The organism is Streptosporangium sp. NBC_01755 (assembly GCF_035917995.1).
Taxonomy (GTDB): domain Bacteria; phylum Actinomycetota; class Actinomycetes; order Streptosporangiales; family Streptosporangiaceae; genus Streptosporangium.
In genome coordinates, this window is the sequence record NZ_CP109131.1 from 2,158,904 (window position 1) to 2,173,996 (window position 15,093).

A 15,093-nucleotide genomic window follows, 5' to 3' on the forward strand; every position below is an offset into this window, starting at 1 on the left:
CGGAGACCCGGGAGACCCGGCCGGAGCCGAGGCAGGGCGCTCCGGCGGTCGGCATGGTCTCTCACCCTCCTCACCGTGCTCGGACACACCGTGCTCGGTTTCGAGCAGCCCTACCTGGCGCCGCTGGTCGGCGTGCTCACCGGCGTGACCACCGAGTTCGTGCTGGAGACCGTGGAGGCGTGGGCGTGGCGGCGCCCGGCCCGCTACCTCGGGGTGCCCCGCGACCGGGTCGCCGACTTCTTCCTGCCCTCCTACATCTGCGGCCTGCTCTGCGCGATGCTGCTTTACGGCAACGGGCACCTGATGCCGACCGCGCTGGCGGCCGGCATCGGCGTCGGCAGCGCGTACGTCTTCCGCGTGCGGGCGCCGGAGGCGGCGAGCGGGGTGAGCCGGACCGGCCCGGACGCGCCCGGCGCCGCGTTCCTGAACCCGGTGGCCTTCGGGATCGTCGTCGTGCTGCTGCTGTTCCCATGGGTCGGACTCGCCCCCGCCTACCAGTTCACCGCGTGGGTCTCGGGTCCTTTCGACCTGATCGTGCCGATGGCCGTGCTGGCAGGGGGCATGGCGGCGAACGCCGGAGGAGCCGGAAGACTGCCGCTGGTCCTGGGCTGGGTGGGCGGGTTCGCCCTGCAGGCGTGTCTCAGGGGCGGCCTGAGCGACGTGTCGACGGTCAGCGCTCTGCTGCCGATGACCGGGACCGCCTTCGCCCTCTACACCGGCTATGTGATCACCGATCCGGGCACGTCCCCGGTCAGGGCGCGCGACCAGGTCGTGTTCGGCCTGGCCACGGCGGCGGTCTACGGGCTGCTCGTCCAGTTCCACGTCGTCTTCGGGCTGTTCTTCGCCCTCGTGATCGTCTGCGCGGGCCGAGAGCTGGGACGGCCCCTCCGCCTGTTCTTCGGCGGCTCGACGGTGCCGGGCACCCCGTACCGGGAGATCAGCCGATGCCGGGGCCGACCCGTTCGAGCACCCGCAGCGAGCCCTCCTGCCGGACCTCCCTGAACGCGCCGGAGGCGAGCACCCTCTGGTAGACGCGGTACGGCGCCTGCCCGCCCTTGGCCGGGTCCGGGTAGATGTCGTGGAAGGCCAGGACGCCGCCCGGCATGACGTGTGGCGCCCACCCCTCGTAGTCCTTGGTCACCGGCCCCTCGGAGTGGCCGCCGTCGATGAAGAGCATCGCCAGTGGGGTGTTCCACAGTCCGGCGACGCGCTCGGACCTGCCGACGATCGCGATGACCTCCTCCTCAAGCCCCGCGGAGGCGATGGTGGTACGGAAGGTGGGCAGCGAGTCCATCTTGCCGAAGCGGTGGTCCATCAGCGTGGGGTCATGGTGTGCCCACCCGGGCTGGATCTCCTCGGAGCCCCGGTGGTGGTCCACCGTGAAGACGACGGACCCGGCCTGCCGGGCACCCGCGCCGAGGTAGACCGCCGACTTCCCGCAGTAGCTGCCGATCTCGCAGATCGGGCCGCGCGGGCCGTACTCGACGGCGGTCTCGAACAGCGCGACTCCCTCCTGGCGGGGCATGAAACCCTTGGCGTGCTGGGCGGCGTATAACAGGTCGGCGGGCATGGTGGCGATGCTCATCGCAGCAGACTACCCATACCGAACAACATTCCGATTTCCCTTGCCCGACCTTATGGAACGTGTTCTACTTTGCACCGTGAATCAGCGCACCCGCATCGTGATGTCCGACGACGAGGTGACGGCTTTCATCAATGAGGCACGGAAGCTACAGCTCGGTACCATCAACCCGGACGGCACACCACATATGGTGACGATGTTCTATGCGTTGACCGAGGGCAAGATCTCGTTCTGGACCTACGGCAAGGCCCAGAAGACACTCAACATCCAGCGCGACGCTCGGGTGAGCCGCCTGATCGAGGCCGGGGGGAATACTCCGACCTGCGCGGCGTACCGGTGTACGGGGTGGCACGGAGGATCGACGACTCCGAGGGCATCCTCGGCATCGGCATGAACGTGGCCAGGCGGATGGCCGGGATACCCGACGCGGAGGAACTCCTCACGGAGTACGTGGCCTACACCGGCCACAAAAGGGTCGCCTTTGTGGTCGAGCCCACTCGAGTGATCTCCTGGGATCACCGTAAGCTCGCCATTCCCGGCTAGGAGGCCCGCATGAAAATCAAAGTCGACTATCTGGTCTGCGAGGCCAATGCGATCTGCATGGGACTCGCCCCGGAGGTCTTCGAACTCGACGACGACGACCAGCTGCACCTGCTGCTGCCTGAGCCGCCGCCGGAGATGATGGACCGCGTCCGGCACGCCGTGCGGTCCTGCCCCAAAGCCGCACTCTCCCTTGAGGAGAACTAGGAGGACCCCCCATGCGTGGTGCGCTTCTGCATGCCGTCGGCGACGACAGGCTCGACATCCGCGATGACTTCACCCTCGCCCCGGTGGGCCCGACGGACGTCCGCGTCAAGGTCAGGGCCACCGGGGTCTGCCATTCCGACCTGTCGGTGATCAGCGGCGTGCTGCCCATGCCGCTGCCGGTCATCCCCGGCCACGAGGGCGCCGGAGAGGTCGTCGAGGTCGGCGACCACGTGACCTCGGTACAGCCCGGCGACCACGTCATCATCAACTGGACCCCGGCCTGCGGCAGCTGCGCGAACTGCCTGGTCAACCAGCCGTTCCTGTGCATGACCTACGTGATGGACAGCTTCGTCAACGCCCGCTTCCGCTACGGCGGCGACACCCCGGCGTTCGGCATGGCCGGGTGCGGCACCTGGTCCGAGGAGATCGTCGTGCCCTGGCAGGGCGCGATCAAGGTCGACCCCGACGTACCCTTCGAGGCGGCGGCCCTGATCGGCTGCGGGATCACCACCGGCGTCGGCGCGGCACTCAACACGGCCAAGGTGAAGGCGGGTTCGACGGTCGCCGTGGTCGGCGCCGGCGGCATCGGCCTGTCGGTGATCCAGGGTGCCCGCATCTCCGGTGCCACCACGATCCTGGCGATCGACCCCCTGGAGTCCAAGCACGCCCTCGCCAAGAAGGTCGGCGCGACCCACGCCATCACTCCCGACCAGCTCAAGGACGCGCTCGGCACTCTGACCGGCGGCGCCGGGTTCGATTACGGTTTCGAGGCCGTCGGCAAGTCCGCCGCCATCATGACGGCCTGGCAGGCGACCCGCCGAGGTGGCGACACGATCGTGGTGGGCGCGGGCGCGATGGACGACAACGTCCCACTGAGCGCCTTCAGCCTGCTGTTCGAGGGCAAGAACATCCTCAGCTCGCTGTACGGCGGCTCGGACGTCCGGCGCGACTTCCCGTTCTTCGCGGGACTCTACAAGGCGGGCAAGCTCGATCTGGAGAGCATGATCAGCGCCCGCATCAAGCTGGCCGATCTCAACGACGCCGTGGCGGCGCTCAGGGGCGGCGAGGTCCTGCGCCAGATCGTCGTCATCTGACTCTTTTCAGCGTGGAGACCCCGGGCTTCAGCTCTGGGGAGGAAGTCAAGAACTGAGCACCGTCCCGACCGAGCCCGCGCGCCGGGTCGCCGGGCCGCCCACCTGAGCACGGCGGACCGGTGACCCGGCCGCCTCAGTCGGAGGAGAAGGCCGCGTCGAAGGCGGCCGAGGGCGGGGTGATGGCGTTGAGCCCGCGGATCACGGCCAGCGCGTCGAGGGCGCCGGCCAGGCGGTCCATGCCCGCGTCCTCCCACTCGATGGAGATCGGCCCGTTGTAACCGATCGCGTTCAGCGCGCGGAAACAGTCCTCCCACGGCACGTCGCCCCGGCCGGTGGAGACGAAGTCCCAGCCCCGGCGCAGATCGCCCCAGGGCAGGTGCGAGGCCAACCGGCCACGGCGGCCGTCGCCGGTGCGGACCTTGGCGTCCTTGCAGTCGACGTGGTAGATCCGGTCGGCGAAGTCCAGGATGAAGCCGACCGGGTCGATCTCCTGCCACACCATGTGCGAGGGGTCCCAGTTCAGCCCGAACGCGGGCCGGTGCCCGATGGCCTCCAGGGTCCGCACGGTGCTGTGGTAGTCATAGGCGATCTCGCTGGGATGCACCTCGTGGGCGAAACGTACCCCGACCTCGTCGAAGACGTCCAGGATCGGGTTCCACCGGTCGGCGAAATCGGCGTAGCCGGCCTCGATCATCGCGGGCGGCACCGGCGGGAACATCGCCACGGTGTGCCAGATGGACGATCCGGTGAAGCCGACCACGGTGTCCACGCCGAGTCCGGCCGCGGCCCGGGCCGTGTTCTTGATCTCCTCGGCGGCGTTGCGGCGGACCTGTTCCGCCTCGCCGTCACCCCAGATACGGGCCGGCAGGATGGCCCTGTGCCGCTCGTCGACGGGGTGGTCGCAGACGGCCTGGCCGACCAGGTGGTTGGAGATGGCGTACACGGCCAGGTTGTGCTTGGCCAGGATCTCCCGCCTGCGATCGATGTAGCCGTCCTCGGACAGCGCCCTGTCGACCTCGAAGTGATCACCCCAGCAGGCGATCTCCAATCCGTCGTATCCCCAGCCCGACGCCAGCCGGCAGACCTCCTCAAAGGGCAGATCGGCCCACTGGCCGGTGAACAAGGTGATCGGCCGGCTCATGCGTCCTCCTCACGGTTGATGGACCTGTTCTCAAGGGGGGTGCACCGGTGTGGTGCGCCCGCGCGCTCGGCTCGGGGGCGCGCCACACCGGTGACCGGCCCGCTCACGTCTGCCGTACCGCTGTCAGCCGGCTCTGGTCGGCGGCGCTGCGCTCGACCGCGGCCAGCACGCGCTGGACCCGCAACCCGTCGTCGAACGACGGGGACGGCGCGGTGCCGGAGGCGATCGCCTGTACGAAGTCCTTCATCTCGTGGGTGAAGGTGTGCTCGTAGCCCAGGCCGTGGCCCGGCGGCCACCACGCCCCCGCGTACGGGTGCCCCGGCTCGGTGACGAGCACCCGGCGAAACCCCGCCTCCTCGGCCGGTAGGGCGTGGTCGTGGTCGTGGTCGTGGAACCAGAGCTCGTTCATGGCCTCGAAGTCGAAGGCCAGGCTGGCGGCCGAGCCGTTGATCTCGATGCGCAGCGCGTTCTTACGCCCGGCGGCGAACCGGGTGGCCTCGAACGAGGCCAGCGCGCCACCGCTGAACCTGCCGATGAACAGTGCCGCGTCGTCGACGTCCACCTCCCCCGTCTCGGCGCCGCCGCCTGCGGCCGACAGCCCGGCCGAGGTCTCGGCCAGCGGACGCCGGGTGACGAAGGTCTCGGTCAGCGCCGAGACCTGTGTCAGGTGCTGACCGGTGATGAACTGCGCGGTGTCGATGATGTGCGCGCCGATGTCGCCCAGCGCCCCCGACCCGGCGAGCTCCCTTCTCAGCCGCCACACCAGCGGGAAATCCGGATCGACGATCCAGTCCTGCAGGTACTGCGCCCGCACGTGCCGGATCTCGCCCAGCCGGCCCTCGGCCACCCAGCGGGCGGCCAGCGCGATCGCGGGCACCCGCCGGTAGTTGAACGCCACCATCGCGTAGACCCCGCGAGCCGCGGCCGCCCGTGCCGCATCCGCCATGGCCTCGGCCTCGGCGACCGTGTTGGCCAGCGGTTTCTCGCACAGTACGTGCTTGCCGGCCTCCAGCGCGGCGATCGCGATCCGCGCGTGCGAATCACCGGGGGTGCAGATGTCGACCACGTCGACGTCCTCACGGGCGATCTGCTCGCGCCAGTCGGTCTCGACCGCCGCCCAGCCCATCTGCTCGGCCGCCCGCGCCGTCCCCTCGGCCGAGCGTCCGCACAGCGCCGCCATCACCGGCCGGACCGGCAGGTCGAAGAACGCCGGCGCGCTACGCCATGCCTGGGAGTGCACCCGGCCCATGAACGCGTAGCCGACCATGCCGATTCCCAGCGCCGGCCGTGCCAACGCCCCCGGCCCCGGCATCGGCCCCGGCGCCGGCCCCTGTGGCGGCGCCGGGTCGGACGCGGGTGCGGAGGTGGGCTCGTCCGTAGGGGTCATCAGGACTCGAACCCCAGCGGCAGGTAGGCGTCCACGTTCTCCTTGGTGATCGTCTCCGAGGCCAGTGTGATCGACTGGGGCACCTGGTTCTCCACCAGGTCGCTCATTCCCCTGCCCTGAGCGATCAGACGGGCCAGCTTGATCGCCGAGGAGGCCATCGTGGGACTGTAGGTCACCGTCGCCTCCAGTACCCCCGTCCCCGCCTGGATGTCGCGCATCGCGTTGGCCGACCCGGCGCCGCCGACCATGAAGAACTCGCTGCGCCCGGCCTCCTTGATCGCGGCCAGCACGCCGATGCCCTGGTCGTCGTCGTGGTTCCAGATCGCGTCGATCTTCTTGTGCGCCTGCATCAGGTTCGCCGCGACCTTGGTCCCCGACTCCACGGTGAACTGCGCGTCCTGCTTGGCCGTCACCGCGAACCCGTACGTCTTCAGCGCCTCCTCGAACCCCTTGCTGCGGTCCTGGGTCAGCGGCAGCGTCGCGATGCCCTGGATCTCCAGGATCACCGGGTCGGCCACCCCCTTGTCCTTGAGCTTCTTGCCGATGTAGTGGCCGGCCGCGACGCCCATGCCGTAGTTGTCAATGAACAGGTTCGTGATCACAGTGAAGATCAGCAGACCCAGGATCGATCCGATGATCGACCCGCGTCCTCCGGTCAGCAGCGTGCCGCCGATGATGACCGCCGCGATCGCGTCCAGCTCCTACAGATCTCCGTGCGTGGAGGAACCCGTCGTGGTCCTGGCCATGATCAGAACCGCCGCGATCCCGCGTTGGAGGTGGTCGCGAAGGTGCCGGGCACCGTGACCAGGCCCACCACCGCCAGCAGCAGCAGCGCGACCACCAGTCCGAGGTGGCGCGTCTCCCCGAGACGGGCCAGGGGGCTCAGCACGGCGGGTTTACGAGCCGACGCCTCGACGCGCTCGTCCGCGGACGACCTCACCGGAGCCCCACCGGTCAACCGAACAATAGCTTGCTTGGCCCGCCTGACGCCATCGAGGATGCCCGGGACGCCCTCCCGGCAACCCGGACGACACCCCTGAAAACGGTCACACAGCACCCCGGATAAAGGCACCAAAATCACCTCAGACGGTAACCAAAAAATAGGAGATCATTGCGCATAGTAAGTGAGCGTGTTAATTTCTGCTAAAGTTTCTGCCCCACACGGGCGAGGGTCAATGATGACACCCCTCACTTTCCCAACAGGGCCCCGCCCAACAATTCGGGCTGGAGGCCCCATATGTCCTTATCTCCACCCCTGCGCGTGGTCCAATGGGCCACCGGCGCAGTCGGCAGATACGCCCTGCGCAGCGTTATCACCCGGCCGGAGTTCGAACTGGCCGGCGTGCTGGTCTACGACCCGGACAAGGTGGGACGGGATGCGGGAATCCTCGTGGGACTCCCCGAGGCCGGTGTCATCTGCACCGACGACGTCGAGGAGACCCTCGCCCTGGAGGCCGACTGCGTGCTGCACATGCCGCTACCGACGTTCCACTTCGGCGGGGACCATCCGAGCGACGTGGAGACCATCTGCGCGCTGCTCGCCACCGGCAAGAACGTCATCACCACCACCGGGTTCGTCTACCCCAAGTGCTACGGCCCGGCGGTGGTGGATCGCCTGGAGGCCGCCTGCCAGGCCGGAGGGGCGTCCCTGCACGGCACGGGCATCAACCCCGGTTTCATGAGCGATGTGCTGCCGCTCACGCTGACCGGCCTGTCCAGCCGGGTCGACCACATCTACGTCCGGGAGTCGTCCGACTTCCGGGGACACCCCTCCCGGCAGATCGTGGTGGATCTGTACGGCTTCACCCGCTCGGCCAAGGACTACATCGCCGGCGTGCGTCCCTTCCGCGCCTTCCAGCGCTCGCTGTTCGCCGAGAGCGTCCAGTTCGTGGCCGACAACCTCGGCGTGACCCTCGACGAGGTCGAGGAGAGCGACGAGTTCGAGCTTGCCTCAGAGGAGTTCGAGATCGCCGCGGGGCTGGTCAGGGCGGGCACCGTGTGCGCGTCCCGCTGGATGTTCAGCGGGCTCGTCCGCGGCCGTCCCCTGATGACCGTGGAGTGCGTCTACAAGGCCGACGCCACCCGGGTGGAACGCTGGGCCGACCCCGGTTTCAGCGTCCACATCGAGGGCGTGCCCCAGTTGATGCTCAGCGTCAGCGAGATCTCGCACGGACTGGCCGGCGCCGCCGCCCACGCGGTGAACTCCATGGCCGCCCTCTGTGCCGCCCCACCGGGCATCCGCACCGCGCTGGATCTCCCCCTGGCCACCGGCCGGGGCACCGTCCGCCTCGCCTGAGGATCCCCCTCGGCCCCCTTACCAGGCACCACCGCGAGGCACCACCACGAGACAGCACGCGGGCGGCCCCGCGACAGGCCGGCCGTACGACGGGCGGAGACCTCGTTCGCGATGGCGACCGGCACACGTGAATCCGCCGATTAGGGATATCCGGTATTTAACACTTTTGCCGAAATAGGCAGATTCTCTGCTCAGGCCAGCGCATCGATCACCCGCGGTGAACCCTCGCCTCCGCGTCGCGTTCACCCATCCGGAAACCGGAAATTGGCCGTGGAATTCGTGCGGGCACCGACCGTCAGAGCCTGTGGAAGGGAACGCTCCATCGCGGAACATCCCCTTATCCAACTAAACGGAAATTCCCTCCAAAATCAGGAGTGCGGGGTGAAACGCCCAAAACGGCCCTGGTGGTACAGGAGCGGGCGGCCACCGGGCTCAAGGCTCGTCTCGACGACGAGTCCGACGACCAGGACGTGATCACCGATGTCGACGGTGGAGTGGGTGGCACAGACCAGGTGAGCCGAGACACCGTCCAGCAGCGGGACGCCCAGATGCCCCGGAGCCCAGGAGGTGGGGGCGGCGAAGCGGTCGACCCCCTTCCTGGCGAAGCGCGCGGCCACCTCGGCCTGGTCGCTGGCCAGGACGTTCACCGCGAAGTGATCGGCCTGCCGGAGCCAGGACCAGGTGCTCGACGACTGGTCCACATAGAAGGAGACCAGCGGGGGCGTAAGGCTGACGGACGAGAACGAGGTGGCCGTGAGACCGACCGGCACACCTTCGAACTGCGCCGTGACGACGACGACCCCGGCCGCGTGGACGGCCAGCGCCTGCCGGAACCGCTCCGCGTCGACCGCTCGGCCGGACAGGGTCTCGGTCATGACGCCTCTCCCAGGGACGGGCGGGGTACCACCAAGATGCTCCACTTGGTCACTTTTCCCCCTTTGAGGAATAAAAGACACTTCTCAGAACCCATTGATGCCGCCATCTCTTCCCGGCGTCACACCGGAGCCCTCTGCCCGAGGGCCGCCACCTGCGGACCGGCCCGGTCGGCCCAGGGGCCGAGTGCCGCGTCGAGGTCGGAGAGCTGCGATTCCAGCAGCGCGAGGCCCGGCATGGGCACCACTCAGGGACGAGAAGGGCTGGCGGATACCCGGCGGCGATCCGGTGACAGGGGTCACGCACCTCTCCGAGCTCTACCTCGCGACCGACCCCGGCTACCAGGGCCGCTACACGGTGCCCTGCGTCTGGGACATCGCCGCCGAGCGCCTGGTCACCAACGACTACCCGCAGATCACCCTCACCCTGGAGACGGCCTTCGCGCCGTGGCACGCCGAGGGCGCCCCCGACCTCTACCCCGAGGAACTGCGCGAGGAGATCGACGCGCTGAACGAAGTGATCTTTCACGGCCTCAACAACGGCGTCTACCGGGCCGGGTTCGCCCGCTCCCAGGAGGCGTACGACGAGGCGATCACCGCGGTGTTCGCCACGCTCGACCTGCTGGAGGAGCGCCTGACCACCCGGCGCCGGCTGCACGGCGACGCGCTCACCGAGAGCGACGTGCGGCTCTACCCCACGCTCGCCAGGTTCGACGCGGTCTACAACTCGCACTTCAAGTGCTCGGTGCGACGGCTCGTCGACTATCCGGTCCTGTGGGCCTACGCCCGCGAGCTGTACGCCATCCCCGCGTTCCGCGACACGACCGACTTCGACCAGATCAAGCGGCACTACTTCGTGACGCAGACGAACGTCAACCCGAGCGGGATCGTGCCGCGGGGGCCGGAGATCGACTGGACCGCTCCCTGACACGACCCTCGTACTCGACCACCATCCCCGGCCCGTGCAAGGTGACCTACACCAACCACGGCCAGCGACCCGAGGGGTTGCACCCGCTGCGGCTTATCGGCGTGGGGTGGCCGTCCGCTGAACGGTCACCCCGTCCTTCCTCGAATCGCCGTGCACGCCGCCTAAACTGGGGCCGTGATCGAGGACATCTGGGTGGACCCCGCCGTCAGCGCGCTCAGGCCGGACTTCGCGGTGCTGGTGATGGGAGTGTACGGGCTGCGCAACGGGCCGACGGACGACAGGTCGCGGGCCTGGCTGGCAGAGGCGGCCGAGAAGGCGGTGGCGGTCGACGACGCGAGGGTCGAGGCGTGGCGGGAGGCCTACCGGGCATTCGGCGCCAAGCCGCAGCGGACCCGGCCCTCGGTGGACGCCCTGGTCAGACGGATGCCGCCGCCGGAGATCAACCTGGTGGTCGACGCCTACAACGCGATCAGCATCAGGCACGGCCTGCCGATCGGCGGAGAGGACCTGACCCGCTACGAGGGGACGGCCCGTCTGGTGCGCGCGGCCGGCGACGAGCCGTTCGAGGTCGTCGAGAGAGGCGAGCCCGCGATCGACCACCCGGAGATCGGCGAGGTCGTCTGGCGCGACGACCGGGGCGTCACCTGCCGCCGGTGGAACTGGCGGCAGTGCGTCCGCACCCGGATCACCGAGGAGACGACGGATGCGCTGTTCCTGCTGGAGCGGCTCGCGCCCCTGTCCACCGAGGAGTTGCGCGCCGCCGGAGACGAGCTGGCCGGCCTGCTCGAAGATATTACCCCGAGGATACAGCTAGAATTCCGACTGGTCGGATTGAACTGACGAAGCCCGCCGGATCCGGCCGACCAGGGACTCAGCGACCGAAACGGATACCCAGGGGTGACCGTTTTAAACAACTCTGAGAGGATCGACAAGGAAGCTGCGGCCAGAGTGGCGCAGGTCCGGGCTAAGGCGAGTAGCCTTGGACAGGTTCTTTATCATCAACGCCGATCTGCGGAAGAGGGCGATTTCCGCCGTGTCGTCTGAGTCGTCGCGGACAAACCCGCTGGCAGCCTTCGGTCAGAACGAATGGCTTGTCGACGAGCTGTACCAGAAATACCTCCAGGACCCCGAGTCGGTCGACCGGGCCTGGTGGAACTTCTTCGCGGACTACAACCCTGATTCGGGGGCCGGTAAGGCCGCTCCCCCAGGTGCGGCGACCGCCGCGTCCACTCCTCCGACACCGACCGCCCCTTCGGCCTCGGCTGTCCCAGCCCCGGCCTCCGCCGCTCCGGCCACCCCGGCCCCCGTGGCGACGACCCCAGCGCCGGCGGCCAAGGCCGCTCCGGCGGACCGATCCAAGCAGGAGACGCAGTTGCCCGCCGGTGCCGAGGAAGTTCGACTACGCGGCGCGGCCGCGAGGACTGCCGCCAACATGGAGGCCAGCCTTGTGGTCCCGACGGCGACCAGCGTGCGCGCGGTCCCGGCGAAACTGCTGATCGACAACCGGATCGTGATAAACAACCACCTGTCGCGCGGTCGCGGCGGCAAGGTGTCGTTCACGCATCTCATCGGCTACGCGGTGATCAAGGCCCTCAAGGTCCTGCCGGAGATGAACCACTCCTACACCGAGGTCGGCGGCAAGCCGGTGCTGGTCAAGCCCGAGCACGTCAACCTGGGCCTGGCCATCGACGTCGCCAAGAGCGACGGCACCCGCCAGCTCCTGGTCCCGTCGATCAAGGCGACCGAGCAGATGGACTTCCGCCAGTTCTGGGTCGCCTACGAGGACGTGGTGCGCAAGGCCAGGGCGGGCAAGCTGGGGGTCGACGACTTCGCCGGCACCACGATCTCGCTGACCAACCCGGGCACCATCGGCACCGTGCACTCGGTGCCGCGCCTGATGCCGGGGCAGGGCACGATCATCGGCGTCGGCGCGATGGAGTACCCCGCGGAGTACCAGGGGGCCTCCCCCGACACGCTCACCCGCCTCGCGGTGAGCAAGGTCATGACGCTCACCAGCACCTACGACCACCGGATCATCCAGGGCGCCCAGTCGGGCGACTTCCTGCGGCAGGTCCACCGGCTGCTGCTGGGCGAGGACGGCTTCTACGACGAGATCTTCGAGGCCCTCCGGATCCCGTACGAGCCGATCCGCTGGGTCCATGACATCTCCACCACGCACGACGACGACGTGGCGAAGTCCGCGCGGGTCATAGAGCTGATCCACGCCTTCCGGGTCCGCGGCCACCTGATGGCCGACACCGACCCGCTGGAGTACAAGCAGCGCAAGCACCCCGACCTCGACATCAAGTCGCACGGTCTGACCCTCTGGGACCTGGAGCGCGAGTTCGCCACCGGCGGCTTCGGCGGCCGGCCCCTGATGAAGCTGCGCGACATTCTCGGCGTGCTGCGTGACTCCTACTGCCGGACCATCGGCGTGGAGTACATGCACATGCAGAACCCCGAGGAGCGGGCCTGGATCCAGGCCCGCGTCGAGCGGCCGCACGCCAAGCCCGACCGCACCGAGCAACTGCGCGTCCTGGAGCGGCTGAACACCGCCGAGGCGTTCGAGACGTTCCTGCAGACGAAGTTCGTGGGGCAGAAGCGCTTCTCGCTGGAGGGCGGCGAGTCACTGATACCGCTGCTCGACTCGGTGCTGAGCGCCGCGGCCGAGGAGCGGCTCGACGAGGCCGTGGTCGGTATGGCCCACCGCGGTCGCCTCAACGTGCTGGCCAACATCGTCGGCAAGTCGTACGGGCAGATCTTCGGCGAGTTCGAGGGCAACATCGACCCGCGCAGCGCCCACGGCTCCGGTGACGTGAAGTACCACCTGGGTGCCGGCGGCGACTTCGTCTCGCCCGACGGTTCCAAGATCAGGACCTCGGTCGTGGCCAACCCCTCCCACCTGGAGACGGTCGACCCGGTCCTGGAGGGCGTGGTCCGCGCCAAGCAGGACCTCCTGGAGCGCGGCGAGGAGGGCTTCACGGTCCTGCCCGTGCTCGTCCACGGCGACGCGGCCTTCGCAGGCCAGGGCGTGGTGGCCGAGACCCTCAACCTGTCGCAGCTGCGCGGCTACCGCACCGGCGGCACCGTGCACATCGTGGTCAACAACCAGGTCGGCTTCACCACCAGCCCGGCCAGCTCGCGTTCCAGCGTGTACGCCACCGACGTGGCCCGGATGATCCAGGCCCCGATCTTCCACGTCAACGGCGACGACCCCGAGGCCGTGGTCCGGGTCGGCCGCCTGGCCTTCGAGTACCGCCAGGCGTTCCGCAAGGACGTCGTGATCGACCTGATCTGCTACCGGCGCCGCGGCCACAACGAGATGGACAACCCGGGCTTCACCCAGCCGCTGATGTACGACCTGATCGACGCCAAGCGCTCCACCCGCAAGCTCTACACCGAGGCGCTGATCGGCCGGGGCGACATCACGGTCGAGGAGGCCGAGGGCGCGCTCCGCGACTACCAGGCCAAGCTGGAGAACGCCTTCACCGAGACCCGCGCGGCGGCCAACGCGTCGGCGGACGAGTTCCCCCGCCCGCCGGTCGACATGGAGACCATCCCCTGGTCCCACGAGGACGTCAAGACGGCCGTCTCCGAGGAGACCGTCAAGCGGATCGTGGAGACCCAGCTCAACATGCCCGAGGGCTTCACCGTCCACCCGCGCCTGCTGCCGGTGCTGCAGCGTCGCGGGCAGATGGTCACCGAGGAGCGTATCGACTGGGGCATGGGCGAGACCCTGGCGTTCGGATCACTGCTGATCGACGGCCACCCGGTCCGCCTCGTCGGCCAGGACTCCCGGCGCGGCACGTTCACCCAGCGGCACGCCGTGCTGGTCGACCGTGTCACGGGCGAGGAGCACACCCCGCTCAAGGCGTTCAACCAGGGCACCACGAAGTTCTACATCTACGACTCCCTGCTGAGCGAGTACGCCGCGCTCGGTTTCGAGTACGGCTACAGCGTGGAGCGGCCCGAGGCGCTGGTCGCCTGGGAGGCGCAGTTCGGCGACTTCGTCAACGGCGCTCAGTCGATCATCGACGAGTACCTCACCTCGGGCGAGCAGAAGTGGGGCCAGCGCTCCGGTGTCACCCTGCTGCTGCCGCACGGCTACGAGGGACAGGGCCCCGACCACTCCTCGGCTCGCATCGAGCGCTTCCTGCAGATGTGCGCCCAGGACAACATGACCGTCGCGCAGCCCACGGTGCCGGCCAACTACTTCCACCTGTTGCGCTGGCAGACGCTGTCGAACCGGCACCGCCCGCTGGTGGTGTTCACCCCCAAGTCGCTGCTGCGGCACAAGGCGGCGATCTCGTCGGTCAGCGACTTCACCTCGGGGTCGTTCCAGCCGGTGCTGGGCGACACCACGGTCGCCCCCGGCAACGTCCGCAAGGTCGTGCTGGTCTCCGGCAAGCTCTACTACGACCTGGCGGCGGCCCGCGACAAGCAGGGGCGCAACGACGTGGCGATCGTCCGTCTTGAGCGGCTCTACCCGTTCCCCGGCAACCCGTTGGAGATCGAGCTGAGCCGTTACTCCGCCGACATCGAGCTGGTGTGGGCGCAGGACGAGCCGCTCAACATGGGTCCGTGGTCGTTCCTGGCACTCAAGATGGCCGAGAACCCGGACGTCTTCGGCGGACGTTCGATCAAGCGGGTCTCCCGCAAGGCCAACTCCTCCCCGGCGACCGGCTCGCACTCCACCCACGAGGCCGAGTTGCAGCAGATGCTGGGGGAGATCTTCATCTAGGAGGGCGGGCCGCCGGCCACCGGCGGTCCACAGTGCAGGCGTCACCACGGAAGTCCCCCGCAGGAACCTCTGCGGGGGACTTCCCCATTATCGCAAGTGTCACCACGAGGAGAACGATGTACTTCACCGATCGGGGCATCGAGGAGCTCGTCGAGCGCCGTGGCCAGGAAGAGGTCACCATCGTGTGGCTGGCCGAGCGGCTGCGCGAGTTCGTCGACCTGAACCCCGACTTCGAGACCCCGGTGGAACGACTGGCCACCTGGCTGGCCCGGCTGGACGACGAGGACGACTGAGAAAAACGCGAT

At 68.7% G+C, this 15,093-nt stretch carries 17 protein-coding genes; 10 read left to right on the forward strand and 7 right to left on the reverse strand.

The window, feature by feature from the left end:
• Nucleotides 1-75: 75 nt before the first annotated feature.
• Nucleotides 76-1,002, forward strand: a complete 927-nt coding sequence (locus OG884_RS09770; protein ID WP_326644276.1) for an enediyne biosynthesis protein UnbU — start codon at nucleotides 76-78, stop codon at nucleotides 1,000-1,002.
• Here OG884_RS09770 and OG884_RS09775 read toward each other — a convergent pair.
• Complete coding sequence (locus tag OG884_RS09775; protein ID WP_326644278.1) at nucleotides 938-1,585, reverse strand: class I SAM-dependent methyltransferase; 648 nt, start codon at nucleotides 1,583-1,585, stop codon at nucleotides 938-940. The genes OG884_RS09770 and OG884_RS09775 overlap by 65 nt on opposite strands.
• Before the next feature lie 76 nt (nucleotides 1,586-1,661).
• Between OG884_RS09775 and OG884_RS09780 the strand changes: the two genes are divergently transcribed.
• The 4 genes from OG884_RS09780 to OG884_RS09795 are packed head-to-tail and all read left to right on the forward strand — an operon-like array spanning nucleotide 1,662 to nucleotide 3,423.
• Complete coding sequence (locus OG884_RS09780) at nucleotides 1,662-1,976, forward strand: pyridoxamine 5'-phosphate oxidase family protein (protein ID WP_326644280.1); 315 nt, start codon at nucleotides 1,662-1,664, stop codon at nucleotides 1,974-1,976.
• A complete protein-coding gene (locus tag OG884_RS09785) occupies nucleotides 1,973-2,125 on the forward strand; it encodes a hypothetical protein (RefSeq protein WP_326644281.1) in 153 nt (50 codons plus the stop codon). Before OG884_RS09780 ends, OG884_RS09785 begins: the two co-directional genes overlap by 4 nt.
• Nucleotides 2,126-2,134: 9 nt before the next feature.
• Nucleotides 2,135-2,329 carry a ferredoxin gene (locus OG884_RS09790; RefSeq protein WP_326644283.1) on the forward strand — a complete coding sequence of 65 codons (195 nt, stop codon included), beginning with the start codon at nucleotides 2,135-2,137 and terminating at the stop codon, nucleotides 2,327-2,329.
• A gap of 11 nt (nucleotides 2,330-2,340) precedes the next feature.
• Nucleotides 2,341-3,423, forward strand: a complete 1,083-nt coding sequence (locus OG884_RS09795) for a Zn-dependent alcohol dehydrogenase (protein WP_326644285.1) — start codon at nucleotides 2,341-2,343, stop codon at nucleotides 3,421-3,423.
• Nucleotides 3,424-3,556: 133 nt separating this feature from the next.
• On the opposite strand, the gene OG884_RS09800 is transcribed toward OG884_RS09795, so the two are convergent.
• The 4 genes from OG884_RS09800 to OG884_RS09815 form a co-directional block, all read right to left on the reverse strand.
• On the reverse strand, nucleotides 3,557-4,564 hold the full coding sequence (locus OG884_RS09800; RefSeq protein ID WP_326644287.1) for a sugar phosphate isomerase/epimerase family protein: 1,008 nt from the start codon (nucleotides 4,562-4,564) through the stop codon (nucleotides 3,557-3,559).
• A gap of 103 nt (nucleotides 4,565-4,667) precedes the next feature.
• Complete coding sequence (locus OG884_RS09805) at nucleotides 4,668-5,951, reverse strand: Gfo/Idh/MocA family protein (RefSeq protein ID WP_326644289.1); 1,284 nt, start codon at nucleotides 5,949-5,951, stop codon at nucleotides 4,668-4,670.
• Nucleotides 5,951-6,553, reverse strand: a complete 603-nt coding sequence (locus OG884_RS09810) for a substrate-binding domain-containing protein (protein WP_326644291.1) — start codon at nucleotides 6,551-6,553, stop codon at nucleotides 5,951-5,953. Before OG884_RS09810 ends, OG884_RS09805 begins: the two co-directional genes overlap by 1 nt.
• A 146-nt stretch (nucleotides 6,554-6,699) precedes the next feature.
• A complete protein-coding gene (locus OG884_RS09815) occupies nucleotides 6,700-6,891 on the reverse strand; it encodes a hypothetical protein (protein ID WP_326644293.1) in 192 nt (63 codons plus the stop codon).
• Between the two features lie 297 nt (nucleotides 6,892-7,188).
• Here OG884_RS09815 and OG884_RS09820 point away from each other — a divergent pair, with 297 nt between their 5' ends.
• Complete coding sequence (locus OG884_RS09820; protein ID WP_326644295.1) at nucleotides 7,189-8,247, forward strand: NAD(P)H-dependent amine dehydrogenase family protein; 1,059 nt, start codon at nucleotides 7,189-7,191, stop codon at nucleotides 8,245-8,247.
• A gap of 368 nt (nucleotides 8,248-8,615) precedes the next feature.
• On the opposite strand, the gene OG884_RS09825 is transcribed toward OG884_RS09820, so the two are convergent.
• Both OG884_RS09825 and OG884_RS09830 read right to left on the reverse strand, forming a co-directional pair.
• Nucleotides 8,616-9,122, reverse strand: a complete 507-nt coding sequence (locus OG884_RS09825) for a flavin reductase family protein (RefSeq protein WP_326644297.1) — start codon at nucleotides 9,120-9,122, stop codon at nucleotides 8,616-8,618.
• 119 nt (nucleotides 9,123-9,241) lie between these two features.
• Nucleotides 9,242-9,367: a hypothetical protein gene (locus OG884_RS09830; protein ID WP_326644300.1), complete on the reverse strand. Its 126-nt coding sequence runs from the start codon at nucleotides 9,365-9,367 to the stop codon at nucleotides 9,242-9,244.
• A gap of 41 nt (nucleotides 9,368-9,408) precedes the next feature.
• On the opposite strand from OG884_RS09830, the gene OG884_RS09835 reads away from it, so the two are divergent.
• The 4 genes from OG884_RS09835 to OG884_RS09850 all read left to right on the forward strand — a co-directional run bounded on the left by OG884_RS09835 (nucleotide 9,409) and on the right by OG884_RS09850 (nucleotide 15,081).
• On the forward strand, nucleotides 9,409-10,047 hold the full coding sequence (locus OG884_RS09835; RefSeq protein ID WP_326644302.1) for a glutathione S-transferase C-terminal domain-containing protein: 639 nt from the start codon (nucleotides 9,409-9,411) through the stop codon (nucleotides 10,045-10,047).
• A gap of 174 nt (nucleotides 10,048-10,221) precedes the next feature.
• Nucleotides 10,222-10,887 (forward strand): B3/B4 domain-containing protein, encoded by a 666-nt coding sequence (locus tag OG884_RS09840; protein ID WP_326644304.1) that lies wholly within the window; start codon nucleotides 10,222-10,224, stop codon nucleotides 10,885-10,887.
• 193 nt (nucleotides 10,888-11,080) lie between these two features.
• Entirely contained in the window at nucleotides 11,081-14,788 is a 3,708-nt protein-coding gene (locus OG884_RS09845) for a multifunctional oxoglutarate decarboxylase/oxoglutarate dehydrogenase thiamine pyrophosphate-binding subunit/dihydrolipoyllysine-residue succinyltransferase subunit (protein WP_326644306.1), read from the forward strand.
• A gap of 116 nt (nucleotides 14,789-14,904) precedes the next feature.
• A complete protein-coding gene (locus OG884_RS09850; RefSeq protein WP_326644308.1) occupies nucleotides 14,905-15,081 on the forward strand; it encodes a DUF6104 family protein in 177 nt (58 codons plus the stop codon).
• Nucleotides 15,082-15,093 lie beyond the last annotated feature (12 nt).

What these genes read in the sequence shown, in the direction of transcription:
- OG884_RS09775 (WP_326644278.1), bottom strand. Translation starts at nt 1,585, where the DNA reads ATGAGCATCGCCACCATGCCCGCCGACCTGTTATACGCCGCCCAGCAC.
- OG884_RS09785 (WP_326644281.1), top strand. Translation starts at nt 1,973, where the DNA reads ATGAACGTGGCCAGGCGGATGGCCGGGATACCCGACGCGGAGGAACTC.
- OG884_RS09790 (WP_326644283.1), top strand. Translation starts at nt 2,135, where the DNA reads ATGAAAATCAAAGTCGACTATCTGGTCTGCGAGGCCAATGCGATCTGC.
- OG884_RS09795 (WP_326644285.1), top strand. Translation starts at nt 2,341, where the DNA reads ATGCGTGGTGCGCTTCTGCATGCCGTCGGCGACGACAGGCTCGACATC.
- OG884_RS09800 (WP_326644287.1), bottom strand. Translation starts at nt 4,564, where the DNA reads ATGAGCCGGCCGATCACCTTGTTCACCGGCCAGTGGGCCGATCTGCCC.
- OG884_RS09805 (WP_326644289.1), bottom strand. Translation starts at nt 5,951, where the DNA reads ATGACCCCTACGGACGAGCCCACCTCCGCACCCGCGTCCGACCCGGCG.
- OG884_RS09820 (WP_326644295.1), top strand. Translation starts at nt 7,189, where the DNA reads ATGTCCTTATCTCCACCCCTGCGCGTGGTCCAATGGGCCACCGGCGCA.
- OG884_RS09825 (WP_326644297.1), bottom strand. Translation starts at nt 9,122, where the DNA reads ATGACCGAGACCCTGTCCGGCCGAGCGGTCGACGCGGAGCGGTTCCGG.
- OG884_RS09850 (WP_326644308.1), top strand. Translation starts at nt 14,905, where the DNA reads ATGTACTTCACCGATCGGGGCATCGAGGAGCTCGTCGAGCGCCGTGGC.